Genomic DNA, 24,873 nt, shown 5'->3' with positions numbered 1-24,873 from the left:
ATATATAGCTGTTTTAAGCCTGTTTTTTATTAAATATAAAATAAGTTAAATTATTTAGGAGACCTTTTAGCAAAACAACCATTAATAAGTAAACAACTATTTATGAGCGATCAAAAAATATTGGAACTTTTTAAAAATGATAAGCGAAGTAAGGCATTTAAGGAGTTGTATAAGCTTTATCCAAGAATAGAAAAACTTATTCTATCTAAAGGAGGAAAAAAATCTGATGCACAAGATGTGTTTCAAGAAGCATTAATTATTTTAAATCGTAATCTGCAAAAATCAGATTTTAAATTAACAGCTTCATTTTCTACCTATTTGTATTCTGTTTCTAGGTTTGTATGGAAAGACATGCAAAACAAATTTTCTACACAAGAACTTCACGATTTAAAAGATAATGAAGTTTCAATATTTCATCACGTATTAGAAGAAAAAAAGTATCGCTTTGCCGAGAGCGCATTTCGCGAATTAGGAGAACGATGTCAAGAATTATTACAACGGTTTTACTTCAAAAAAATGTCTTTTAAAGCCATTGCTGAGGTTATGCAATTTAAAAGCGAAAAAATTGCTAAAAACCAGAAGTACAAATGTTTGAAAAAAGCAAAAGACATCTACAGAACAACAATTAAAACCGTTCAATCTTAATTCGAAACAATCATGGAAAAATATATAGACTTAATAAATGGGTATTTAAATAATACACTTTCAGGAAATGAAAGAAAAAACTTTGAAAACAGATTAGAAACCGATTCAGAATTTAAAGAGATTTATAACGAACAAGTTGCCATTTTAGAAGGTGTAAAACGTATTGGATTGAAAGCAGAAATTAATGCTGTAAAACAAAATTACATTCGTGGGAAGTGGAAGAAATATCTTGGAGTTTCGATTGGTGCTATTATAGTTTCAGTTTTAGTTTTTAATTTCTTTTCAGGAAAAGAAGATAAATTGAAAGATTTATTGAATTTTGAAACAGAATACGTCCAACAATATAAGGTTGCTTCAGATTCTGTAATAAGTATTGTTGGAAAAAAAGGAACTGTTATCACTTTTAAAACTAAAGACTTGGTAAACAAATCGAATAGAGGTATTAATAGTGATAGTTTAACGATAAACTTAATGGAACTAACTAATAAACAAGACTTGATTTTTGCAAATGCACAAACAATTTCTGATAATAAATGGTTGATTTCTGGTGGAGCTTATAAAATTGAAATCGAAGCGAACGGAAAAGAATTGTTTATAAAAAAAGGAAAAACTATAAGTGTAAAATTTCCAAAATTTACAGAAGAAGAGAACGATGAAATGGAAATATTTTATGGGAATAGGAATAGTAGTAAATACATGAATTGGTCTAAGGTTAATTTAAAATTGAAGGTTAATAAAAATTATGTAATAGTTTATAAGGATACCACAATTGTTGATGAAGAAAAAACAAAAGCTTATGGAGGTATTAAATACACGAAAGGCAAATTAAAAATAGATAGCCTCGGTTTTTTATTAAATAAAGAAATCAAGGCTCAATTTTCTATGATTAATAAATTTTATGCTGAAAATGATACACTAAGAATTTATAATAGAGACAATAAACTTTATGATGATTTAGTTGGTTTGGAATCAGGTAATGAAAGAGGTTTTTCTGTGATTTTAAAAAAAGACTTAAACAGTATTTTAAAAGGTAGTAATAAAGGTTACAAGACTACTAATTATATTTCTTATAGTAATATAACTGATGATTTTTACAAAACTATTGAGATTTCGAGGTTAGGATGGATAAATGTAGATAAATACACGAATACTGAAGAGTTGGTTACTGTTAGTCTAAATTCAAATAAAAAGATGTATAATAAAGAGGTTTTTATTATTGATAAAAAAAACAATACGATATTAAATGTCTATAATTCTAAAATAGATTTACCAATAAATAGATCTTTTTATATTATATCTATTGGAATTAGAAACAATGAAATCTATGGTTTTAAAAAATCTATGCGTTTTAATAAAGATAGTAACTATCAAATTGAGTTTAAAAAAATAAATGAATCACAGATTAAATCAATTTTAACTTTATAGCTTAAGATTGTTATTTAGAAGAATTATGAGCTAAATTTTTTAAGAAAATGAGAAAAACACTCGTTTTCTATCTAAAGACGATTACTTACTCCCAAACGCCAACAACTGATTATAAATAACAGACTTAGACTGCGCATTAATAGCTTTAGCATCATCCTTTGTTAAACCTTCAGTCTGAATAAATTTGTGAATTTTTGCTCTCATTTGTCCAGGACTTCCGCTAAAAAAAGTATAAGAAAAACGTTTTTTGTTATCACCAAAAGTAATTGGCACAATAGGTATTTGATGATTTATAGCTAAACGGAAAGCACCATCCTTAAAATCGGTTAAAAGAATATGTTCTTCGGGCACTAGGCCTTCAGGAAAAATACAAATACTTAAACCTTGCTTTAAACGTCTTTGCGCTCTTAAAAACACAGCCTGTCTACTTTTTGGGTTGTTTCTATCTACTAAAATAGCAGTACGCTTATAGAAAAAGCCGAATAGTGGAATCTTTGCAAGTTCAGCTTTACCAACAAAAACAAATGGGTTTTTAACAGTAACTAACATTAACATAATATCCACCATAGAGGTATGGTTAGCAATAAACATATAACTCTTGCTTTTTTCGGGTACTTGCTCTCTTATTATTTTAGTATTAAATCCCATGCCTATTAAAATACAACGTGCCCAAATGCGTGCGAGTTTAAAGAAGTAAGGATACCAAGACTCTTTTAAAATCGAGACTATTAGAAAAGGAAACATAATAATTATAGGTAATGCAACCATTACGTAAAACCAAATACGGTAGAATAACCAGAAAATGTATTTAAATACAACCATAGTCGCCAAAAATACATAATTGTTTTGAGCTATTTTAATTGAAAAAAAATACCTTTGTTTTTTAATTAACTCAAAAAGAACTTCTACTAATGTTTAGGTAGAGAAGAGTTAAAATACAGGTAATATTATGGCAAGAGTACTTACAGGAATACAAAGCACAGGAACACCACATTTAGGAAATATATTAGGTGCATTAAAGCCAGCAATGGCATTAGCTAACGATGCAGCAAATGAGTCGTTTTTGTTTATTGCAGATATGCACTCGCTTACCCAAATTAAAGACGGAGAGACTTTACGTGGAAATACATATTCTACAGCTGCAACATGGTTGGCTTTAGGTTTAGATATAGAAAAAACAGTGTTTTACAGACAAAGTGATATACCACAAACAACAGAGTTGTCTTGGTATTTAAATTGTTTTTTTCCATACCAACGTTTAACATTAGCACATGGTTTTAAAGATAAAGCAGATAGATTAGAAGATGTAAACGCTGGTTTATTTACTTACCCAATGCTTATGGCAGCAGATATTTTATTGTATGATGCAGAAATTATTCCTGTTGGAAAAGACCAATTACAACACATAGAAATGACGCGAGATGTAGCCTCTCGTTTTCATGCTAAAATGGGTGAAACATTTGTAATGCCTAAAGGTCAAATACAGGAAAATAACATGCTTATTCCAGGAACCGATGGTGCTAAAATGAGTAAGAGTAAAGGTAATATTATCAATATATTTTTGCCAGAAAAAAAGTTGCGTAAGCAAGTAATGACTATTAAAACAGACAGTACAGCGTTAGAAGATGCTAAAGACTGGTCTACTTGTAACTGTTTTGCTATTTATAGTTTAATGGCTTCAGAAGAAGAAATAATAACAATGAAAGCCAATTACGAAAACGGTAATTATGGTTACGGTCACGCAAAACAAGCCTTATTCGAATTAATTTTAAAAACGTTTGAAACAGAAAGAGAACGTTACAATTTTTATATGGATAATCTTGATAAAATAGACGAAGCACTTGCTAAAGGAGCAGAAAAAGCTAAAGTTGTTGCAGATGCTGTTCTAAAACGTGTAAGAGCTAAAGTTGGATATTAAAGTTTTGCGCAACTAAAAGCTATTTTTTAGTAGCTTTTAGTTGTGTCAACATTTCTTTGGTAATCGCTTCAAGATCAAAACTGTGTTTCCAGTTCCATTGGTCTCTAGCTTCGGTATCATCAATACTTTGTGGCCAAGAGTCAGCAATGTCCTGTCTAAAATCAGGCTTGTAAGTCATTTTAAATTCAGGAATCACTTTTTGTATAGACGCTGCAATTTCTTTTGGCGTAAAGCTAATTCCAGATAAATTATAGGCCGATCTTATTTTTATAGTTTCTGGTTTAGCAGCCATAATATCTACAGTTGCTTTAATAGCATCGTCCATAAATAACATTGGTAATGCTGTGTTTTCAGATAAGAAACATTCGTATTTACTTTCTTTTAAAGCTTCATGGTAAATTTCAACAGCATAATCTGTAGTACCACCACCAGGTAATGTTTTCCAACTAATAATACCAGGATAACGAATACTTCTAACATCTACTCCATATTTATTATGGTAATATTCACACCAGCGTTCACCAACTTGTTTAGTAATACCATAAACAGTTGTAGGCTCCATTGTTGTGTACTGTGGTGTGTTTTCTTTAGGTGTTGTTGTTCCAAATACAGCAATACTAGAAGGCCAAAATACATGATCAATAACTTTTCCTTTGGCAAGATTTAAAACATGAAACAAAGAGTTCATGTTTAAATCCCAAGCTTCCATTGGGTATTTTTCACCAGTAGCACTTAATAGCGCAGCCATTAAATACACAGTTTTTACATTATTATTAATACAACAATCTTTAATAGCATTAAAATTCTTAGCATCAAGAATAGCAAAAGGACCTGCGTTTACAAGATCTAGTTTTCGGGTGTTAATATCGCTAGCAATAACGTTATTTACGCCGTGGATTTCTCTAAGTTTGTAAGTAAGCTCAGAGCCTATTTGGCCGCAAGCGCCAATAATTAAAATTTTTGATGACATAATTTGTTGTATAAAAAGTGAGTCAAAAATAATAAGATTTTATTCAGTATTTAGATAAAAACTAAAATTTAATAGTACGAATCTATTTTTATGAAATTACTAAGAACTTAAAAGATTGAATACAATATATTTGTAATAATCAAGATACCATACTTAATGAAAAATATATTAATAATAGCGCTTCTAGTTATGCTTTCGTCTTGCAAAAAAGAAGTGACTGTAATAACTGAAACTACTTTAGTTGCTAAAGATTTAACAAAAATTACTAAAGAAGACATTTCTAAAATTAACTATATAGAATATGGTATAGATAGTAAAGCTAAAATAACTTTAGATTCTTGGCAAGCCTACAATACTATTTCAAGTGCTATAGATAAAATTAAACAAGCAGATTTTACTTTCTTTAAAACTGATGATGCTATTTTTAATACCACATTAACAGATATAGAAACAACAACGCCAGAGGCAATAGATAGTGAGCCAATAAAAGCAAGAATTTTAATTTTAAGAACAAAATTATTAAAACTTAGAGAGTCGATTAATTTAAATACAGCTAGTAAAAGTGAAAAGCTAATTGCTATAAGAGAATTGTTTCAATCCTTTTCTTATGTCACTCTTCAAATAAATAAGAAGTTCGAAAAAGAAGCTCAGAACATTATTAAACTAGATTCGTTATGAGAATAATTACATTACTCTTAATAAGCTTGTTTTTTATGTCTTGCAAAACGGAAATTTTAGAGACTAAAAAAACTCAAGTTATTTCTACAGAAGAAATGGAAAAAAACATCAATATTTCTTTAGATCTTTGGCATAAAGCTGCAGCTGAAGCAAATTTTGATAACTACTTTAATTTAATGACAAAGGACGGTGCGTTTATTGGTACAGATGCATCTGAAAATTGGCAAAACGAAGCTTTTAGAACGTTTTCAAAACCTTATTTCGATAAAGGGAAAGCTTGGAGTTTTACTGCAGTAGAAAGAAACATCTATGTGTATGAGAATCAAAAATTAGCATGGTTCGATGAGTTATTAAATACTCAAATGAAATTATGTAGAGGCTCTGGAATACTAAAATTAGAAGACAATCAATGGAAAGTAGCTCATTATGTTTTGTCTATAACTATTCCAAACGATAATGTTTCCGAAGTTGTAAAATTGAAGTCAGATTTTGATAACTTATATTCAGAAAAGCTGAAAACTAAAGATTAAAGGTTGGTTTTTTACGATTAAATACAATTTAATCTTTTACTTTTTAAAAAAATGTAAAATGAAAGATTTATTTATCCTATTTTGTTTTTTATCATTTTATTTTTCTCAAGCGCAATACAACCAGAATGCACCTTGGATGGAAAATATTAATGTAGAAAACAGAGCAAAAACTAACAATCCAATAAAGTTTAAAGAAGTTGTAAATGCTTTTAATTCCTACTGGGAAACAAGAGATCCTAATGTAAAAGGAAGTGGTTACAAACCTTTTAAGCGTTGGGAAAACCACTGGAAGAACTTTGTAAAAGAAGATGGTACTTTGCCTAACTCTCAAGAACTTTGGGATACTTATTTAAGTACAAAAAGTAGTGCCGTATCTAGAAGCTCTATGGTAGATGGTAGTAATTGGTTACCAGTAGGTCCATTTACGCACACAAATACAGGGTCATGGTCTTCTGGTCAAGGTCGTGTAAATGTTATTGTTAAAGATGAGTCTGTTGCCGGAACTTATTATGCAGGAGCACCAGCAGGAGGATTTTGGAAGTCTACAGATAATGGCGCTTCTTGGGATACGTACACAGATAATTTACCACAAATAGGAGTTTCTGGTATTGCCATAGATTATAACAATCCTGGTACTATTTATATTGCAACAGGAGATGATGATGCAGGGGATTCTGCAACTGTTGGAGTAATGAAATCTACAGATGGTGGTCTAAGTTGGAATACTACAGGCTTAAATGCAGGAAATACTCCTGGAAGCATGAATGACATTTACGTAAGTTCTACAAATGCTAATATTGTTTGGGTTGCAACCAATAATGGTGTGTACAAATCTACAGATGCAGGAACAACTTGGAGCAATACAAATAATACTCAAGGGCAAAATATTAGAGATATTAAAATTAATCCTCAAGACGATGCTATAGTTTATGCAGTGTCTTCAAGCCGTTTTTTTAAGTCAACAAATGGAGGTGATAGTTTTACTGCTTATAACTCTTCAAGTTATGGTTTACCACTATCTAATCTTTCAAGACTAGCAATTGATGTCACTCCTGCAAATCCTAATTTGGTTTATGTTTTAGCATCAGATAATAGTAGTGGATTTAGAGGTATTTATAGATCTACAGACTCAGGAGACACATTTTCTACAATTGCAACACCAGCAACAGTTGGTGATATTTTTGAATCCACACAAAGTTGGTTTGATATGGCTTTTGGAGTGTCGGCAACAAATGAAAATGAAATTTATACAGGTGTTTTAAATGTTTGGAAAGGTGTTGTAGGAACTAATGGTCAGGCAACATTTACAAAAATTAACAACTGGAATTCACCTTTTAGCTCAACATACACGCATGCAGATATTCATTTTATAAGATCTTACGGAGGTGAGCTTTTAGTTGGTTCAGATGGAGGTTTCTATAAATCGGAGAATGCAGGTGTGAGTTTTACAGACCTAACAGGAGGAATGCAAATAGGTCAATTTTATCGTATTGCGGTTTCTAAGCAATCATCAAATAAAATGGTTGGTGGTTTACAAGATAATGGTGGTCATGCCTATAATAATAACACATGGCAAAACTATTATGGAGCAGATGGAATGGATACAGCTATAGATCCTGCAAATTCTAATATCTATTATGGTTTTATTCAAAACGGAAGCAGTTTATATATATCAAATACTTCAGGAGGAGCAATTAGTGGTAGCGTTGGTAGCCCAGAAGACGGAAATTGGATTACACCATTAAAAATGAATAGTAATAGCGAACTATTTGCTGGATATAATTCAGTTTATAAATTAGAAAATGGTGCTTGGGTTCAAGTATCTCAAAATTTTGGATCGAGAGTAGATGTTCTTGAAATAGACGATATTAATCCAGACAACATGTATGTTGGAGTTAATAGTACACTTAGAAAAAGTACAGATCGTGGTGTATCGTTTTCATTAGCTCAAAATTTCTCTAGTAATATAACATCTATAGAAGTAAATACTGCCGATAGTAATATTGTATATGTAACAACTTCTGGAACAAATGGTCAGGTTTATAAATCAACAGATGGCGGTTCAAATTTCACTAATATTTCTATAGGTTTACCTAATGTGACTAAAAATAGCATTAAACATCAAAATTTAAATTCTGATAATCCTTTGTTTTTAGGAACAAGTTTAGGTGTTTATCGTTATGATGATGTTACTTTAACATGGGACCTTTTTAATATAGGCTTACCTAATGTTGATGTAACAGATGTTGAAATTAATGTTTTCGATAATAAAATTACAGCTTCAACTTATGGAAGAGGAGTTTGGCAGTCTACAATTCCAACAAAGTTAGCTCCAACAGATGTTAAGCTTTTAGGGGTAACAGGAATAGGTTCTGCAATAGAATGTAATGCTAGTATTACACCTCAGGTTGAAATAAGTAATAGTGGAGTAAGTACTATAACTGCAGCAGATATAACATATACGGTAGATGGAACAGATACTATTTATAATTGGACAGGTAGTTTAGCATCAGAAGCAACAACAACGGTTGTATTACCACAAATAAACCTATCTAAAGGAATACACACATTCTCAGCTTCGGTTAACACATTTAACGATGCTTACAGTATAAATAATAGTTCTGAAGAAAAACTAATCCTTGCTAATGCTTCAGCAGCTGTACAAGTAGTAAATACTTTCGAAACAGTAAGTGAAGAGTTATTAGTTTCAGATGAAGGAGCTGTAACTCAATATTGGGAAAGAGGAATACCAAATGGAGCGCTGTTAAATGACTTTGCAAACCCAAGTAATCAGGTTTATGCTACCAATTTAGGAGGGCAATACCAAGACAATACTAAAAGTTATTTAATAAGTGAATGTTACAATTTATCTACACTCAATGGTCCTGTATTAGAGTTTGATATGGCTTTTCAGTTAGAATTAGATTGGGATATTTTATATATGGAATACTCAACAGATCAAGGGTTAAATTGGTCGGTTTTGGGTACTGCTTCAGATCCTAATTGGTATAACAGTAGTACTTTACCTGGTAATAATTGTAATAACTGTCCCGGAGCACAATGGACAGGTAGTAGTACTAGTTTGTCTAATTATAGCTACGATTTATCAGCATTTACTACTGAAACAACAATGATGTTTAGATTTGTTTTTCATTCAGACCAAGCAGTTGCAGAAGAAGGAGCAATAATAGATAATTTAGTCGTTACTCAAAATGCATTAAGCGTAGATGAGTTTAGTGTTAATGGTTTTTTAGTATATCCAAACCCATCAAGTGGAATTTTTAATATCACAGCAAAAACACCTGAAGCTTTTAATTATGATATATTCGATATCACTGGAAAATTAATACTTCAGCAAAAAAATGTAAAAGCAAATAACAGCCAGCATCAAATAGATATTAGTAGTTATGCTTCTGGAATTTATTTATTAGAAATTTATAATCAACAGAGTAAAATTGTTAAAAAATTAATGCTTAAATAAAATTTAAACAATCTATTTTAAAAGCGCATCCTAATTAGGGTGCGCTTTTTTTTATGTTAAATGAAAAGGTTACATAAAAATATCTGTGTAAATTAGATGCTTATAATCAACTTAAGAATTTTAATAAAATGAAAACTAACTTTAAAACAGTATCATTGCTTGGTGTGCTTGCTTTATCAAGTATTGTAGCATGTAAAGAAGAACCTAAAGAAGATGTGGTTCAACTAGTGGAAACACCTGGGATTAATTTGGATTTAATGGACACCAATGTAAAGCCTAGCGAAGATTTCTTTAAATACGTAAATGGAAAATGGTTAGAAACTAACGAGATTCCAGACGATAGGTCTACTTGGGGAAGTTTTTCAGAACTTAGAAAAAACACAGATGAAGATGCTTTAGCTATTTTAAAAGCAGCTATGAATACAGACAAAGACCTTGAAACTATAGAAGTGCTTCCTGGTTCGGATCAAGAAAAAGCGGTGCATTATTTTCAAACAATAATGGATACTTTAGGTAGAAACAAACAAGGACTAAAACCTTTAAAGCCTTACTTAGCTAAAATTGAGGCTATTAAAACTAACGAAGATTTACAGTCTTACATGATAGAGATGGAGCCTATAGGTGGTGGAGGTTTATACGGTTTTGGTGTAGGTAGTGATCCTAAAGATAGTAATAGAAATGTTGCTTATGTTGGAGGAGGAAGTACTGGTTTACCAGATAGAGATTATTATGTAAAAGATGATGCAGATTCTAAAGAGAAAAGAGCAAAATATGTAGAGCACGTTGCTAGAATGCTACAATATTTAGGTGATACTGAAGCTGAGGCAAAAGCACAAGCAGAAAGAATTTTAGCTTTCGAAACACGTATTGCTGAAGCGAAAATGGATAAGGTAGAGAGACGTGATGCACGTAAACGTTACAATCCAAGATCTATTGCAGACTTACAAAAAATGGTGCCAGCCGTAAATTGGAAAAACTATTTTGATGGTATTGGAGCAACAGAATTAGATACTGTAATTGTTGGAGACTTAGGTTACTTTAATCGCTTACAAGAAATTTTAGCTGAAGGTAATGTAGAAGATTGGAAAACGTATTTAAGATGGTCTACCTTTAATAGCGCAGCAGGTAGTTTATCTACAGAATTAGATAAAGCAAACTGGGAATTCTATGGTAAAACTTTAAATGGAGCTAAAAAACAACGTGCTTTAGATGAGCGTGCTTTGGGAAGTTTAAATGGAACATTAGGAGAAGCTTTAGGTAAATTATATGTAGATAGAAAATTCCCACCAGAAGCAAAAGCTAAGGCCGAAAAAATGATTAAGAATGTAATTTTAGCATTCGAAAACAGAATCAATAATTTGGAGTGGATGAGCCCAGAAACAAAAGTAAAGGCCATCGAAAAACTTAAAGCAACACAAATTAAAATTGCTTACCCAGATAAGTGGAAAGACTATTCTTCTTTAGATATCGCAAGTACAGAAAATGGAGGTTCATACCTTCAAAACTCTTTAAATGCACAAGCATGGAACTTTAAAAAGGATATCGATAAATTAGGTAAGCCTGTAGATAAAAGCGAATGGTACATGGCACCACAAGTTGTAAACGCTTACTTTAATCCTTCGTATAACGAAATTGTTTTTCCAGCAGCTATTTTACAACCTCCTTTTTATAATTATACAGCAGACGACGCTGTTAATTATGGTGGGATAGGAGCCGTTATTGGTCATGAAATTTCTCATAGTTTTGATGATTCTGGATCACGTTACGATAAAGATGGAAACTTAAATGATTGGTGGACAAAAGAAGATTTAACAAAGTTTGAAGGTTTAGGTGCAGACCTTGCCGCGCAATACAGTGCTATCGAAGTTTTACCAGAGGTTAACATTAATGGTAAATTTACTTTAGGTGAAAACATTGGAGATTTAGGTGGTGTATTAGCAGCTTACGATGCTTTACAATTAAGTTATGGTGAAGGTGAAAGACCAGAGGATATAGATGGTTTTACTGCTGAACAGCGTTTCTTTATGAGTTGGGCAACTGTTTGGAGAACTAAAATGCGTGATGATGCTTTAAAAACTAAAATTAAAACAGATCCACATTCTCCAGGAATGAACAGAGCTGTACAACCACTTTTAAATGTTGATTCGTTTTACGAAGCATTCGGTATAAAAGAAGGTGATAAAATGTACATTGCTCCAGAAGATCGTGTAAGAATCTGGTAGTAGTATTTATTAGATAAGATTTAAAAGCCTCGTGTATTACGAGGCTTTTTTACGTTTAATTTTATTTTAAAATGCAATTGCTTTTTAACATTTTTAGAATGCTTAATCAACTGATATTAAAGCATTAATTTAGTGTGTATGTTAATGATTTAGGATAAGTGTCTTAAAATGAGTAACTTTAAGTCAGTTGATTAATAATAAAAAAAATAAAAACATGGGAATAAAAAGTTTTCAAGGCGCAAGAAAAGAAACACAACAAAAGAACAGTATAAATCAAGCCGATTTTAAAGTTAGCGATTTTATGACCAAAGATTTAATAACATTTAAAGCAGAACAATCAATTGAAGATGTTGTGAATATATTGATAAAACATAAAATTTCTGGAGGACCAGTTGTTAACGATAAAAATGAATTAATTGGTATTATTTCTGAAGGTGATTGTATCAAACAAATAAGCGATAGCCAATATTATAATATGCCAATGGAAAATAATTCTATAGAAAAACATATGGCTACTAATGTTGAAACTATAGATGGTAACCTTAATGTTTTTGATGCTGCTAAACAGTTTTTAGAGTCTAAAAGACGTCGTTTTCCTATAGTAGAAGAAGGGAAACTGGTTGGGCAAATAAGTCAGAAAGACATTTTAAAAGCTGCAATGCAATTAAAGCAGCAAAATTGGAAACCTTAACGTTGTCTTTTTGGTTTTAAAGCCTTTGGACTGTCTGTAATTAGTATTTTAGTTTTGTTTTTAGAAACTAAAGAAGCTACTCTAGAGTAATTGTAATCTGCAATTGGGTTTTCTAATGCTACCCATTTTACAAAGCCAGCTACAGTAATGTGTTCGCCTACTTCAATAATAGATTCGTAATAACGTAGTTGTTTGTTAAAGCCAAAGAAGCCTTCACTTTCTACATTGTATTTGCTTAAAAGTGCTTTAAATTCTGGCGTAGGATCATTAAAAGAACCAGAATTAGTTTTTTTATCTGTAACAATGAAGTCATAATAATTTTTTGGAACTTTAGTTGGAAAAATAACAATACGTTCTCCTGATTGTTCAATAAAAAAATCTTGAATCTCTTCTTGTTTAAGTAATATTTTCCAATGTGAGTTTTCGCTATCACCTTTTTCTTGCTCTATTATAATTTTATAGTAGACACACTTTCTTTTACTTAAAGGTGCTATTAAAGGCTCTTTTACGTTTAGTGCTTTTCCTTCAATTTTAGAGTATTTATGATTTTGTAAACTGCCTATTTTACTAAAAGGTAATTTTTTTAATCGTCTTAGAATAATTGTTTTTGGAAGAAAATAATAAATTAAAAACGCTATTAATGCGATTGCACAAATAACAAGAGTTATAATTAATGGAGTTGTCATTTTTAAAATGAAAGTTTAATTGGTTGCGCTTATAAGTAGCATATCTCAATAAAATGTTACGCTTTTATTATTGTCGTTTCACCAAAGCATAAAAATCGCCTTCTAACGGCAAATAACCTTGATCGTAGACAAAGTAATAGATTGTGCCTGCTTTGGTAGTGTAAGTGCTTGTAAAGTAGTTAAAATCGAAACCTTTGGCTTCCAATTTTGTTTTAGAAGTCTTTGTTTTTTGTTCTGGATTTAAACTTTCTAAAATGCGCCAATTTTTACGTAATCGATTATTAATGTTGCGTATTAGGTTTTTACCATCTTTATTTACTTTATTGTTATGTGCATTTCTACAACCATCACTACAGAATTTTTTATCAATTCTACCAACAATTTTATCGCCACATTCAGGACATTGTTTTTGCATACTCTTCTTTTTTTAATTCGTACCAATTAATCATTTCATTCTCAAAAGGAAATTGCTCTTTATAGTGTAAGCCTATTTTTTTTAGAATTTTGTTAGAGGCTATATTTCCGGTTTCGGCTGCGCCAACAATTACGTCTAACTTTAATTCTTGAAAGCCAAAATTTAAAGATGCTATTGCCGATTCTCTTGCGTAACCTTTATTCCAAAAGTGCTCTATAAGTCTGTAACCAACATCGTAAAAATCTCTTTTATCGCCTAAAGATTCTTTTTCTCCCGTATTAAATTTTAAACCAGACCAACCAATAAATTGATTTGATGCTTTTTCGATAACAGCAAATCTACCAATACCAAGTGTTTTGTATTGTTGTAAAATTTTATGGATGTTCTTTTCAGCTTCAGCAATCGTTTTAATTGGTTTGTTACCTAAATATTTATGTACATTTGGGTTAGAGTCTAAGGCAAACATGCCATCTAAATCTTCAAGTCTTATGTCTCGAAGTAGGAGGCGTTCGGTTTCTATATTAAATGTCATTCTTGTTTCTTCTTGAATTGTAATTGTTTTTTATTTATATAATTTAGGTTCTGTTATTCCTCTTTCCATCATGTTTTGTTTATTCATTTCGAAATGATTTGTAGTCATCCTATTATAATATTCTCGAAAAGTTGGTAGATTATACTCTTTTCTTAATTGTTCAATATTGAGAGTATCAATTAATCCATTTTTTGGTATTGCTTGTCCAAATTTATTATAAGTTAGTTGAGTCCCAAATCTTTGTTTTTTATTTAAGTTCACATTTACTCTATCTTCAAGCATAGCATATTCAACTTTGCTCGCATTGTTTTTAGAAATTTGATTTCTCAATTCAATAAGTATTTGTTGTTGAAACTCAATATCATTATCAGCATGTTGAATGGATATCCAAAAATCTTGTGATCCTTTTTTTCCAACTTCGTTGTAACCTAAATAACCGTATTTTTTATACAGATTTTTAATCTTTTTTTGATTTATGATTCCAATACTATCTCGTTGTTTTTTAAATATATCCCAAGCTTTTTCATGACCATATTTATCTTTTAATTCTTGTGGAGGAATTCCTGCGTATTTTTGATCAGCTGTATTGATTGCATTTAATTCCGTGATAATTTCTTTTTTTTCATACGCTGTTATTAATTCTTTTTTACAACTTAATAGCATGGTTAAAAAGATTAATATTAATAAAGTTTTATTCATGGTTCTTTTTAATTATACTCGTTTTTTATTAAGATGAAGATACAACTTATTCATTTACAAACGACAACAAACGTTTACAACCGACATTAAATGCGTAAATACCGTTTAACGTTTGGCAGCTGTAGCATCTTTGCAGTGTTGAATTGAACTAATGAAATTTAGCATAATAAAAAACTTATCTTATGAATACGTTAAGAAACAAAGTACAATTAATTGGAAACTTAGGTCAAGATCCAGAAATTATTAATTTAGAATCAGGAAAAAAATTAGCAAGGTTTACACTGGCTACAAACGAGAGTTATAAAAACGCACAAGGCGAAAAAATTACAGATACACAATGGCACCAAGTTGTTGCTTGGGGAAAAACAGCTGATGTTATCGAGAAGTATGTTGTAAAAGGAAAGGAAATTGCTATAGATGGAAAATTAACAACACGTTCTTGGGAAGATAAAGATGGATTAAAACGCTATACAACCGAGGTTGTATGTAGCGAGTTATTAATGTTAGGAGGCAAGTAGTATAATCTTTAATTATAAGTAAAAGAAAAAGGAGGCTAAATAGCCTCCTTTTTTAATTTGCATCATCATTATTCTAATCTGCTTGTTTCTCTTTTTCTTCCTCTTGTTTTCTAAGTTTTCTTTTTTATTTACGCGATAAATCTTCATCAATAAACGCATCTTTATATTCTATTTCATCATCAATTTCTCCTTTAAATGCGCTAATCCAAGCATTTTTAAAAATACCACCAATGGTAGGTAAAATGCCTGATTTAATATTATTTAAATCACCTTCCATAGGTATTTTAGTTGCGATAGTATCTGTGCTTTGGTTTTTTAAAACGAATTTAAAAAACCCAACAAACCCTTCCCAAATAACACCTAATACACCATCGTCTTTACCTATTAATTTAGAGTTTTTTAATAGTGGTTTCATGTAACCTTTAAAATAACCATCGGCTATAGCAATTTCGCTATACAAGCCAAATTGTCCTTCTTCAAAATCAATACCACTATAATGCCTAGTAAATGGGTTTAATGCTTTTATATCTGCATTTTCTAATGAAAATGACACATCCATATCTGGTATTTCTTTAATAATATTTAAGTTTCCATTTAATTTTACTTCACCTCCTCCTATAGAAATTGCAGTTGCCGTTATTGGAGAAGGTAATACACGTTCATTCTCCTTTACATTTCTTAGATTATCTGCTTTAAGATAAAGCGTGTTGAACTGTAAATCTATATTAGGATCTGTATTTAATTCCACATAGGCAAGTTTACCATTGTTTATGGTAAGGTGGTTAATGTCTATTGGAACCAAATCTGTTAAGGCCTTAGTCCAGTCGTTTACATCTGGTTCTTTAGCAGCTATGGATTGATCTTCTTTAACATAAATTATTTCTGGGTTATACATTATTATTTCACTAACAATATTACCGCTAAGGAGTGATTTCCATTCTATAGAAATATCTGTTTTCGGGAATTTTAAAAAAGGGATTTGCGTTTTTGCATTTACTTTATTTAAATACATACCATTTATTACATAGGCTCCTCGTATTAAGGAAATATGTATGTCTTCTATTTGGCCGTAATAGCCAGGAATTTCAGCCAACACTTTATTTACATTGTCTTTTACTATAATAGGTAAATATAGTCTTAGCGCTATTAAAATAAGTATTAAGGTTACTGGTATAATGTACCTTTTCTTTTTAAGTCCTCTTTTAGGTTTGTTTTGTGATTTCATAATATTTATAGTATTAAAAAGGCTCACAAATGTGAGCCTTTTTATAAAAGTTGCGTAGTATTTAGTCTACTGCATCTTCAATATCGTCTGCAACATCTTCTACTGCATCCTCTACTTTATCTCCTGTTGATTCTTCTCTGCATCCTGTAAGCGTAATTGCAAAACAAAATACAACTAAAAATGTATATGCTAATTTTTTCATGGTATTATGGTTTTAAGATTTTTCTTTGGTTTTTATTTCGTCATCAGTAATTTTAACCTTTTTGTCTTCGGTTTCCATTTTGATTTTATCGTCTTTAATTTTCACTTCTGCACCTTCGTCTTTCATCTCCTGTATTACTTCTTCTTTTTCTGTTTGTTCTCTACAAGACATAAAAGAAGTTGTTAATAAGGTAAGTGTAAGCACTGTAAATATTATCTTTTTCATAGCTGTTTTTTTTAATATTTTATTATTAATCTATAATGTCTTCTAGTTTCTTAACGGTATTTAAAGCAGATTTTACAGTTGTTAATTGAGACTGAATAATTGTTTTAATCTCTGTGTTTGGATTAAAGTTTCCTAACTGCTCTTCGTATTCTTTAACGCTTTCTTTTTCTCCTCTAATACACTCTTCCATTAAAGCTTCATCTGTATTAGTTGTTAATGTAGATTTTACGTTAATCCACCCTCTATGTAAGTCACCTTTTAAAGTTCCAGAAGCTTTAGGTTCTGCATTATGTTTTCTAATTTGAAAATCTAATTCTGTAGCAAAAGTGTTACGCTGTAAGGCTTTTTGTTGTAACCAGTTTTTTAATGGTTCGCTTTGTGCTTTTTGCATCACTTGTTTATATCCAGCTTCTGCGTCATAATTTTTTTGAAGTAAATCTTGTAATGAGTTTACTAAGTTTTGATTATTTTCTGTCGTTTTCATGTTGCTTGATTTTAAATGTTAATATGTGATTTTATTGTAAGTGTAAAATTTATTTAACTGTTAACATTAAACGCCTTTTCCACCTATTAATCTTAGTAAAATTGCAATTACTGCAATTACTAATAGTATATGTATTAATCCACTTGCACTGTAGACAAAAAATCCTAATGCCCAACCTATTACAAGTATTACTGCTATAATATAAAGTAGTCCTCTCATGGTGTTTGTTTTTTAGTTGTTAGTAATTGTTTTAATATTTAGCTATTGGATTTTAAATTGCTAATTATATTTTTTGTTTTGTTAAGGCTTTCATTAATTTTAGTGTCTGCCTTTACAATTAGCTGTTTAAACTCTTTGCTATTTGTTGTCTCATCTAACTTATTTAATAAGTATAGCTGATTTTTAATTTTAGATTTTAAATCGTTTAAAGCATTTAATTTTGCTTCTCGATTAATGTCTGTTATTTCTTCTATTATTAATTCGGAATGATTAGGTATCGTTATTAACTTGTTTGTTGCTACAGTATTAAATTCTTTAGCAATTTCTAAATGCGCTTTTTCTATTTTTTTAGCTAGTTTAAAAACAGTGTCTTTTTCGACTATTTTTTGTAATGATTTACTTAATTGAATGACATCTTGATTGTCTTTAGATAGCATTACTAATAATTTAGCTTCATTTTGATTGGTTTTAACCTCTTGCTTTGTTGCTTCTGTTTTCTTGTTTTCTAAACTTTTATTTTTTATTAATTCTTGGCATGAATTAAAACTTAATCCAATCATTATTACTATAAAGAAGAATAAAACGGTTAATCGTCTGTTTGTAAAAAATTTCATTTTTCCTTTGTTATTTTGATATTACAAAGATGCAACCGTATTCAACTTTTTATGTTACATCATTTTTTGTATTGTTTACAGAATTATCAGTTTTGTTATTTTTTTCTGTATTAATTACACAGCAAAGGTCTTACATAACAGCACTTTTTATGTTACATAATTTTAAGTTAAGCTTATAAAATTCCAATATTAGCTTAGAATAGAGCATAAAAAAACCTTACTGTTAGTAAGGTTTTTATTATTTAAGAGTGTTGTAGTATTAGTCTATAGGAAGGTAAACTGTAAATACTGCGCCTTTTCCAGGTTGCCCAGATGCAGTTATGTATCCACTATGGTTTTCTACTATTTTTTTGCAAATAGATAATCCTATTCCTGTTCCAGAATATTCATCTTTATTGTGAAGTCTGCTAAAGAGAGTGAAAATTTGTTCGGCATATTGTTCTTCAAAACCAATACCATTGTCTGTAAATGTTATTTTATGGTAAAACGCCTTTTTAGGCTTAACAATATTTTCTTCATCTTCGGCATCAACAACTTTATGTTTTATTACTATTTTAGGTGTTTTGCCTTCCGCTTTATATTTTATAGCATTACCTAATAGGTTAATAAACAATTGCTGAATTTGAAAAGGTATAACCTTAATAGTTGGGAAGGTATCCGATGTTATTTCGGCATTCTCAGCTGAGATAACTTCGGCTAAATCTTGCTTTGCAGCCTCTAGTAAAAGGTTGATGTTAGACTCTTCAATTACTTTATCTGCTTTATTAGATCTAGAAAACTGAAGTAAATCGTCTATTAATAAACGCATTCTAGTAGCTGCATTTTGAATCCTATCTATGTATTTGGTGCCTTTGCTAGAAAGATTTTCGGCCTCTTCATCTTCAAGTCTTGATAAAAATGTTTGAATTTTTCTAAGTGGTTCTTGTAAATCGTGACTGGCAACATAGTTAAACGAGGATAACTCTTTATTGTTTCTTTCAAGCTCCATATTACGCTCTTCTAGCGCTCTAAAACTCATTATCTCATCGGTAATGTCTGCAGTCGTACCTAATAACACGGTATCATTTTCTTCGTTAATTAAAGATTTTCCATATGCTTTTAAGTGTTTAATGTTTCCATTCTTGTGGACCACTCTATAATAGATATAAGGTAACTCTACGTTTTCCTTCATTTGTTCTGTTTGCTTACTAAGCTGCTCTACATCTTCTGGATGAACATAGTTTAGAAAATTCTCTATTGTTGGTTTAAAAGATTGTGGTTGTTCTCCAACGAGTCTGTATAAATTGTCGGAAAAAGTAAATACATTGTCTTTAACATTCCAGGTCCAGCTACCATGTTTACTTACAATTTCGGACTGGTTTGTAGATTCTTTAAAAATTTCTAAAGCTTCGTTTGTCGCTTTTAGTTTTTTAATGTTTTTATAGATATTATTGTAGGCCACATACATTAAAACTAAAGAGCAAAGTAATAATGAAAAGAGTAACAATGGTGTAGCCATTAAATCATTTTCATATTCGTTTTTACGCGTTTCTAATATGTTGTTTTGTAGGGATACAATGCTTTTAATTTTTACACTAATACTATCCATTAAATATTTTCCATCTCTAAAGTTTGAGATAAAAGCAGGATCGTCTATATCGTCTTTGGGTAAAGAACTATAAGAGGTTTGAAATGCAATTAAACGCTTATTTATTAAACCATTTAATGCAATTAAATTTGTGTTTAACAGTGTGTCATTTCTAGTTAAAACTTTTAACTCGGCAAAGCTATTATTTATTTTGCTTCTTCCAGAAGTGTATGAATCTAAAAAAACGGAATCTCTAGTTATTATAAAACCACGTTGTCCAGTTTCTGCATCTTTAAGGTTAGATAGTATTTGCTCAAGCTCAACATTAACTTTGTAAGTATGTGTTACCATTTCCGAAGATTTAGTAACCTCTGTAATACTTCTATAGGTTAAAGCGCCAACAACAAGTATAACAAATGCACTTAGGTAGAGCATTGTTCTTAAAAAAGAGATGTTATTTGAGAGTGTTTTTATCATAAATTAAAAGCGTAACAAAAAGTTTTCTTTATTCATACTATTGGTGTGATATTGCCAATTAATAGTAACAACTTCTGATAGTACTTTCTTTAAAGTTTTAAAGTCGCTTGGCTTTTTTATATAAATGTTTGCGCCTTTTATAAATGTTTTCTCAATATCTTCTTCCGATGCAGATGTTGAATAAATGGCAATAGCAATATCATTAAATTTTTCGTTTTGTTTAATTTCTCTTAAACATTCTAATCCAGATTTTCTAGGCATGTTTAAATCTAGAAACAAAACATTTGGTAATTGTATACCATCAGTATTTAAATAGTCCATTAAGTAAACACCGTCGTTAAATGTTTTTACTCTAGTGGTAATTTTTATTTCTTCGAATGCATCTGTAAAGAATAATCTATCATCCTCATCATCATCTGCTAAAATTATATTTATGTAATCTTCTTGCATGAACTCTAATTGTTGTTTTCTTGGTTAAATGCTCTTCTTTTAGAAATAATTCGTTGAAAAGCAGAAGGTGTAATGCCTGTTGTGTTTTTAAATTGTGTACTTAAATGCGCTACGCTAGAGTAATTTAGCCTAAATGCAATTTCGGTTAAACTTAAATCTTGTTTTATAATTAATTGTTTTGCAAATTCTATCTTTTGAAGAATTATAAAGTTTTCTATAGAGGTATAAGTTACTTCAGAAAACAAATTGGATAAGTAGCCGTAACTGTGTTCTAGAGTTTCCGATAAATAAACTGAGCTTTTAACATTAACAGTTGTCTCTTCATTAAAAACCATGTCGTTAATAGTGTCTTTAATTTTTTGGACTAAAATGCTTTTTTGGTTTTCAACAACTTCAATATGATATTTATTTAAAGCCTTTTCAAGATTATCTTGTTGGTCTTTATTTATCTTATCTAAAAGTTCTATTTCTCCAAAACCAACAGTCTTAAATTTAATATCATTATCATTAAGTGTTTGCTCTAAAACTATTTGGCAAATGGCATTAAAATCGAATTTAAAAAACAATGTCATAGAATATATTTAGTTACAAAATTAAAGATAATGCACGGTAGAAAATTAAATATAGTAAAATTAGTTTTCAATTACAATATTGGTAATTTTTGCTGTGTTAGAAACAGTATATTTATTTGTGTTTGTATGGAAGAGGACTTAAATTTTCACAAGGATATTTCCAAAAACAATCTGCCTTTAGCATAAACTGTTTAAAGCAGGAAAGTCTTATACTTTTAAGGTAAGTCAATTGTCCTGCACAATTATGTTAGATGCCTCTATAATGTCTTGTTATTTTGAAGATAGAGAAGAAAAGCACATCCATTTTGTAGATGGCACAGAGGGAGGTTACACTAGTGCTGCTATTATGTTAAAGGAAAAGGCTAGGGATTTAAAGTTTAGCTAATGCTTAAGTTCGAAAAGTAGAACGCTTGCTTTGTGTTTAAAAGATTTATTTTTAAACTATTAATCAGTTTGTAACACGGTTTAGATAATATTCCAGATTTAATTTCTTTATTAACTTCATTTAAAAAATAAGCATCAAGCTTTATGCATTCGTCAATAATAGCTTGTTCTTCATTTTTATAGAATAATCGTTTTATATTAAACCAATAAAACCTAAGATTTAGTAATAAGTTAGACTGCTTTTTGTGCTTTATTTTTAAAGAATTTAAAATGTTTAAAGCACTTGTTTTAAAAACTGTAGTGTAATTTAATTTGTCTTCAATCCAAGATTTAACAGCCTTGTTTTTCGTTTTAGATTTTAAGTAGGTATAAGATAATTCTACATCATTAATAACTTCAATTAAATGCTCCATAGCATTACTACCAACCTCGTATTTTATAACATTTCTCATAGTACACCATTAGTTTTTAGCAAAGTTATGCTAACAGTGTAATAATTGTTTTACAACATTTTTATCTATTGTTACATAATTTACTTCTTGCTAATAACCATATACACCGGAAAATGATCGCTATAACCACCTTTATAATGTTTTCCAACATAAGTTCTGTATGGTGTTCCTTTGTATTTTCCTTCAGCTTCTTTTAAAAAATCGGCATCAAAAATATTAGCTTCAACAAAACGAAGCGCATTTTTTTTACGTTCAAAAAAATTATGAGTAATTAAAAACTGATCAAACAAATTCCAACTGTGGTTAAAACTAGTTGTACCGCGATCATTAGATAATAATGTACGCATCGGGTTAAATAAACCATGGCTAGCCTCTAAAGCTTTAAGACTGTTGCTTTCTGGGTCATCATTAAAATCTCCCATAACCACAATTTTTGCTTCAGGATTTTTTTCTTTTAGCATACTAATAACCTCTGTAACTTTTTTAGAAGCTTTCATGCGTTTGTGCTCCGTAGCTACATCTCCAGTTCGTCTAGATGGCCAATGGTTAACTATAATGTGTAGTTCTAAACCTTCAAAAAGTCCGCTTACTAATAAAAGATCTCTTGTATGGTCTACCTCTCCATCATCATCCAATAAATCTACCGTGAAAGTTTTAGAATAAGCAATTTTAAAAACAGTTTCGTCATATAAAAAAGCGACATCAATTCCGCGTTCGTCTGGAGAATTGTAATGCAAAAATTTATAATTTAAATCGTTTAAATATTTAGAGGATACTAAATCTTTTAAAACAGCTTCATTTTCAACTTCGGCTAAACCAACAATTGCAGGATGCCTATTTACATCTTCTTCACCAATATTAGAGATGGCATAACCTATTTTGCGTAATTTGTTTTTATAGCGTTTAATACTCCAGCGTTTTTCGGCTGTAGGATGCATATCGTTATCGCGTGTTATTTCATCATCATAAACATCAAAAAGGTTTTCAATATTGTAAAAAGCGATAGTGTGTCTTGTTTCTTTGGACTTAAAGAAGTTTAGTTTCAAATCTTATATTTTAATTGCGCTAAAAATAGCAAATTTTATCTGCTTTCAATTTTTAATACCCATAATAAAACACCTTTTTGTTATTTTTACTTCAACATAAAAAGAAACTATAACCATTGCTAACCTTTATTTTTATACTTTGTAAAAAGAAAGAAATCATCATTTTATTTTATGATGTTTTAAAAGTAGAAATGCTATAACTTTGTACTTATGCTAGAAAAAAAAGATATTGACTTAGAAAGTGCTGTGCTAATTGGTGTAGTTACAAAACAACAAAACGAAGTTAAATCCAAAGAATACTTAGACGAATTAGAATTTTTAACCTTCACAGCAGGTGGAGAAGTTAAAAAACGATTCACCCAAAAAATGGAGCAGCCTAATCCTAAAACCTATATAGGTACAGGGAAAATGGACGAAGTGCGCCAATACATTCACGATAATAAAATTGGTACTGCTATTTTTGACGATGAGCTTTCGGCCTCTCAAGAACGTAACATTAGTAAAATTCTAGAATGTAAAGTATTAGACAGAACAAACCTTATTCTCGATATTTTTGCACAACGAGCGCAAACAAGTTATGCAAGAACACAAGTAGAATTGGCACAATGTGAATACTTACTACCGAGATTAAAAGGAATGTGGACACACCTTGAACGCCAAAAAGGTGGAATTGGAATGCGTGGACCTGGAGAAACCGAAATTGAAACAGATAGACGTATTGTAAGAGACAGAATCTCGTTATTAAAAGATAAAATTAAGGTTATAGACAAGCAAATGTCTGTGCAACGTGGTAATCGTGGTAAAATGGTACGTGTCGCTTTAGTGGGTTATACAAACGTTGGGAAATCTACTTTAATGAACACCGTTAGTAAAAGTCAAGTATTTGCAGAGAACAAGTTATTTGCAACCTTAGACACAACGGTTAGAAAAGTAGTAATCCAAAACCTACCATTTTTATTAAGTGATACCGTTGGGTTTATACGTAAACTACCAACGCAGTTAGTAGACAGTTTTAAAAGTACACTAGACGAGGTTCGTGAGGCAGATTTATTACTTCACGTAGTAGATATTTCGCACCCTAATTTCGAAGACCATATTGCCTCTGTAGAGAAGGTTTTAGGCGAAATTAAAAGTGGAGACAAGCCAGTAATTATGGTGTTTAACAAAATTGATGCCTACGAAGCAAAACCGTTTGATGAAACCGATTTAATTGCAGAGCGTACCGAAGAACACTACAGTCTTGCCGAATGGAAAAAAACGTGGATGAGTAGAGTAGGAGAAAACAACGCACTATTTATATCTGCATTAAATAAAAAGAATTTAGAAGACTTTAAAAAACGTGTTTACGATGAGGTTAGAGATATCCACGTCACTCGTTTTCCATATAATCATTTTCTGTATCCAGATTACGATTACGAAAATATGGGAGAAGAAGAATAGAATAATTTGGGCGTTACCTAAAGGTCAGGCTATACGCTATATCTTTTTTTGCCATATATGGCAGCAAAAAAAGGATGCCGCTGCTATCCTTAACGCAATAAAAAAA

Annotated in this window: 28 protein-coding genes; 11 read left to right on the top strand and 17 right to left on the bottom strand. The window is 30.6% G+C overall.

Annotation, left to right across the window (positions count from 1 at the left end; genetic code table 11):
- Positions 1 to 102 precede the first annotated feature (102 nt).
- Positions 103 to 645, top strand: coding sequence for an RNA polymerase sigma factor (locus ASC41_RS09485; RefSeq protein WP_055436408.1), 543 nt, complete (start codon positions 103 to 105; stop codon positions 643 to 645).
- A 12-nt stretch (positions 646 to 657) separates the two neighbouring features.
- Positions 658 to 2,070, top strand: coding sequence for a hypothetical protein (locus ASC41_RS09480; protein ID WP_055436407.1), 1,413 nt, complete (start codon positions 658 to 660; stop codon positions 2,068 to 2,070).
- Between the two features lie 81 nt (positions 2,071 to 2,151).
- Here the strand turns inward: ASC41_RS09480 and ASC41_RS09475 are convergent, their stop codons facing one another.
- A complete protein-coding gene (locus tag ASC41_RS09475; protein WP_055436406.1) occupies positions 2,152 to 2,892 on the bottom strand; it encodes a lysophospholipid acyltransferase family protein in 741 nt (246 codons plus the stop codon).
- A gap of 127 nt (positions 2,893 to 3,019) precedes the next feature.
- Here ASC41_RS09475 and trpS point away from each other — a divergent pair, with 127 nt between their 5' ends.
- On the top strand, positions 3,020 to 3,988 hold the full coding sequence (gene trpS / locus ASC41_RS09470; RefSeq protein WP_055436405.1) for a tryptophan--tRNA ligase: 969 nt from the start codon (positions 3,020 to 3,022) through the stop codon (positions 3,986 to 3,988).
- A 19-nt stretch (positions 3,989 to 4,007) separates the two neighbouring features.
- On the opposite strand, the gene ASC41_RS09465 is transcribed toward trpS, so the two are convergent.
- Positions 4,008 to 4,958 (bottom strand): NAD-dependent epimerase/dehydratase family protein, encoded by a 951-nt coding sequence (locus ASC41_RS09465; RefSeq protein ID WP_055436404.1) that lies wholly within the window; start codon positions 4,956 to 4,958, stop codon positions 4,008 to 4,010.
- Positions 4,959 to 5,114: 156 nt separating this feature from the next.
- Between ASC41_RS09465 and ASC41_RS09460 the strand changes: the two genes are divergently transcribed.
- The 5 genes from ASC41_RS09460 to ASC41_RS09440 all read left to right on the top strand — a co-directional run bounded on the left by ASC41_RS09460 (position 5,115) and on the right by ASC41_RS09440 (position 12,560).
- The gene (locus ASC41_RS09460) at positions 5,115 to 5,636 is read left to right on the top strand and encodes a hypothetical protein (protein WP_055436403.1); all 522 of its coding nucleotides are present in this window, start codon (positions 5,115 to 5,117) and stop codon (positions 5,634 to 5,636) included.
- A complete protein-coding gene (locus ASC41_RS09455; protein ID WP_055436402.1) occupies positions 5,633 to 6,166 on the top strand; it encodes a nuclear transport factor 2 family protein in 534 nt (177 codons plus the stop codon). Before ASC41_RS09460 ends, ASC41_RS09455 begins: the two co-directional genes overlap by 4 nt.
- A gap of 58 nt (positions 6,167 to 6,224) precedes the next feature.
- Positions 6,225 to 9,647: a T9SS type A sorting domain-containing protein gene (locus ASC41_RS09450; RefSeq protein WP_055436401.1), complete on the top strand. Its 3,423-nt coding sequence runs from the start codon at positions 6,225 to 6,227 to the stop codon at positions 9,645 to 9,647.
- Between the two features lie 128 nt (positions 9,648 to 9,775).
- A complete protein-coding gene (locus tag ASC41_RS09445) occupies positions 9,776 to 11,869 on the top strand; it encodes a M13 family metallopeptidase (protein ID WP_055436400.1) in 2,094 nt (697 codons plus the stop codon).
- A gap of 214 nt (positions 11,870 to 12,083) precedes the next feature.
- On the top strand, positions 12,084 to 12,560 hold the full coding sequence (locus ASC41_RS09440) for a CBS domain-containing protein (RefSeq protein WP_055436399.1): 477 nt from the start codon (positions 12,084 to 12,086) through the stop codon (positions 12,558 to 12,560).
- On the opposite strand, the gene ASC41_RS09435 is transcribed toward ASC41_RS09440, so the two are convergent.
- From ASC41_RS09435 to ASC41_RS09420, 4 genes are all read right to left on the bottom strand, one after another.
- A complete protein-coding gene (locus ASC41_RS09435) occupies positions 12,557 to 13,246 on the bottom strand; it encodes a hypothetical protein (RefSeq protein ID WP_055436398.1) in 690 nt (229 codons plus the stop codon). The genes ASC41_RS09440 and ASC41_RS09435 overlap by 4 nt on opposite strands.
- 67 nt (positions 13,247 to 13,313) lie before the next feature.
- Positions 13,314 to 13,661, bottom strand: a complete 348-nt coding sequence (locus ASC41_RS09430; RefSeq protein ID WP_055436397.1) for a hypothetical protein — start codon at positions 13,659 to 13,661, stop codon at positions 13,314 to 13,316.
- The gene (locus ASC41_RS09425) at positions 13,642 to 14,193 is read right to left on the bottom strand and encodes a GNAT family N-acetyltransferase (RefSeq protein ID WP_055436396.1); all 552 of its coding nucleotides are present in this window, start codon (positions 14,191 to 14,193) and stop codon (positions 13,642 to 13,644) included. Before ASC41_RS09425 ends, ASC41_RS09430 begins: the two co-directional genes overlap by 20 nt.
- A gap of 30 nt (positions 14,194 to 14,223) precedes the next feature.
- Entirely contained in the window at positions 14,224 to 14,892 is a 669-nt protein-coding gene (locus ASC41_RS09420) for a DUF6624 domain-containing protein (RefSeq protein ID WP_055436395.1), read from the bottom strand.
- A 182-nt stretch (positions 14,893 to 15,074) separates the two neighbouring features.
- Here ASC41_RS09420 and ASC41_RS09415 point away from each other — a divergent pair, with 182 nt between their 5' ends.
- Positions 15,075 to 15,410 (top strand): single-stranded DNA-binding protein, encoded by a 336-nt coding sequence (locus ASC41_RS09415; RefSeq protein WP_055436394.1) that lies wholly within the window; start codon positions 15,075 to 15,077, stop codon positions 15,408 to 15,410.
- 124 nt (positions 15,411 to 15,534) lie between these two features.
- Here ASC41_RS09415 and ASC41_RS09410 read toward each other — a convergent pair whose 3' ends face one another.
- The 9 genes from ASC41_RS09410 to ASC41_RS09380 all read right to left on the bottom strand — a co-directional run bounded on the left by ASC41_RS09410 (position 15,535) and on the right by ASC41_RS09380 (position 21,445).
- Complete coding sequence (locus tag ASC41_RS09410) at positions 15,535 to 16,635, bottom strand: DUF748 domain-containing protein (RefSeq protein WP_055436393.1); 1,101 nt, start codon at positions 16,633 to 16,635, stop codon at positions 15,535 to 15,537.
- Positions 16,636 to 16,696: 61 nt separating this feature from the next.
- Positions 16,697 to 16,837, bottom strand: coding sequence for a hypothetical protein (locus ASC41_RS16980; protein ID WP_169787558.1), 141 nt, complete (start codon positions 16,835 to 16,837; stop codon positions 16,697 to 16,699).
- Between the two features lie 12 nt (positions 16,838 to 16,849).
- Positions 16,850 to 17,062, bottom strand: a complete 213-nt coding sequence (locus tag ASC41_RS09405; protein ID WP_055436392.1) for a hypothetical protein — start codon at positions 17,060 to 17,062, stop codon at positions 16,850 to 16,852.
- A gap of 25 nt (positions 17,063 to 17,087) precedes the next feature.
- Positions 17,088 to 17,546, bottom strand: a complete 459-nt coding sequence (locus tag ASC41_RS09400) for a ferritin-like domain-containing protein (RefSeq protein WP_055436391.1) — start codon at positions 17,544 to 17,546, stop codon at positions 17,088 to 17,090.
- Between the two features lie 66 nt (positions 17,547 to 17,612).
- The gene (locus ASC41_RS16820; protein WP_116823882.1) at positions 17,613 to 17,765 is read right to left on the bottom strand and encodes a lmo0937 family membrane protein; all 153 of its coding nucleotides are present in this window, start codon (positions 17,763 to 17,765) and stop codon (positions 17,613 to 17,615) included.
- A 38-nt stretch (positions 17,766 to 17,803) separates the two neighbouring features.
- Complete coding sequence (locus ASC41_RS09395) at positions 17,804 to 18,379, bottom strand: hypothetical protein (RefSeq protein WP_055436390.1); 576 nt, start codon at positions 18,377 to 18,379, stop codon at positions 17,804 to 17,806.
- 259 nt (positions 18,380 to 18,638) lie between these two features.
- Positions 18,639 to 20,423 (bottom strand): CHASE3 domain-containing protein, encoded by a 1,785-nt coding sequence (locus ASC41_RS09390; protein ID WP_055436389.1) that lies wholly within the window; start codon positions 20,421 to 20,423, stop codon positions 18,639 to 18,641.
- Positions 20,424 to 20,426: 3 nt separating this feature from the next.
- Positions 20,427 to 20,873: a response regulator gene (locus ASC41_RS09385; protein ID WP_055436388.1), complete on the bottom strand. Its 447-nt coding sequence runs from the start codon at positions 20,871 to 20,873 to the stop codon at positions 20,427 to 20,429.
- 5 nt (positions 20,874 to 20,878) lie between these two features.
- Positions 20,879 to 21,445, bottom strand: a complete 567-nt coding sequence (locus tag ASC41_RS09380) for a helix-turn-helix domain-containing protein (RefSeq protein WP_055436387.1) — start codon at positions 21,443 to 21,445, stop codon at positions 20,879 to 20,881.
- Between the two features lie 244 nt (positions 21,446 to 21,689).
- Here ASC41_RS09380 and ASC41_RS16620 point away from each other — a divergent pair, with 244 nt between their 5' ends.
- On the top strand, positions 21,690 to 21,830 hold the full coding sequence (locus ASC41_RS16620; protein WP_338034474.1) for a DUF3095 family protein: 141 nt from the start codon (positions 21,690 to 21,692) through the stop codon (positions 21,828 to 21,830).
- Here ASC41_RS16620 and ASC41_RS09375 read toward each other — a convergent pair.
- Both ASC41_RS09375 and ASC41_RS09370 read right to left on the bottom strand, forming a co-directional pair.
- Complete coding sequence (locus tag ASC41_RS09375) at positions 21,823 to 22,281, bottom strand: DUF2383 domain-containing protein (RefSeq protein ID WP_055436386.1); 459 nt, start codon at positions 22,279 to 22,281, stop codon at positions 21,823 to 21,825. The two genes, ASC41_RS16620 and ASC41_RS09375, sit on opposite strands and share 8 nt — an antisense overlap.
- Before the next feature lie 80 nt (positions 22,282 to 22,361).
- Positions 22,362 to 23,327 carry an endonuclease/exonuclease/phosphatase family protein gene (locus ASC41_RS09370; protein ID WP_055436385.1) on the bottom strand — a complete coding sequence of 322 codons (966 nt, stop codon included), beginning with the start codon at positions 23,325 to 23,327 and terminating at the stop codon, positions 22,362 to 22,364.
- A gap of 210 nt (positions 23,328 to 23,537) precedes the next feature.
- Between ASC41_RS09370 and hflX the strand changes: the two genes are divergently transcribed.
- Positions 23,538 to 24,767: a GTPase HflX gene (gene hflX, locus ASC41_RS09365; RefSeq protein ID WP_055436384.1), complete on the top strand. Its 1,230-nt coding sequence runs from the start codon at positions 23,538 to 23,540 to the stop codon at positions 24,765 to 24,767.
- Positions 24,768 to 24,873: the final 106 nt, after the last annotated feature.

The sequence above is a fragment of the Lacinutrix algicola genome, from assembly GCF_001418085.1.
GTDB classification, from domain to species: domain Bacteria; phylum Bacteroidota; class Bacteroidia; order Flavobacteriales; family Flavobacteriaceae; genus Lacinutrix; species Lacinutrix algicola.
The sequence above is the reverse complement of the archived record's forward strand: the minus strand, read 5'-3'. Positions and strand labels throughout refer to the sequence as shown.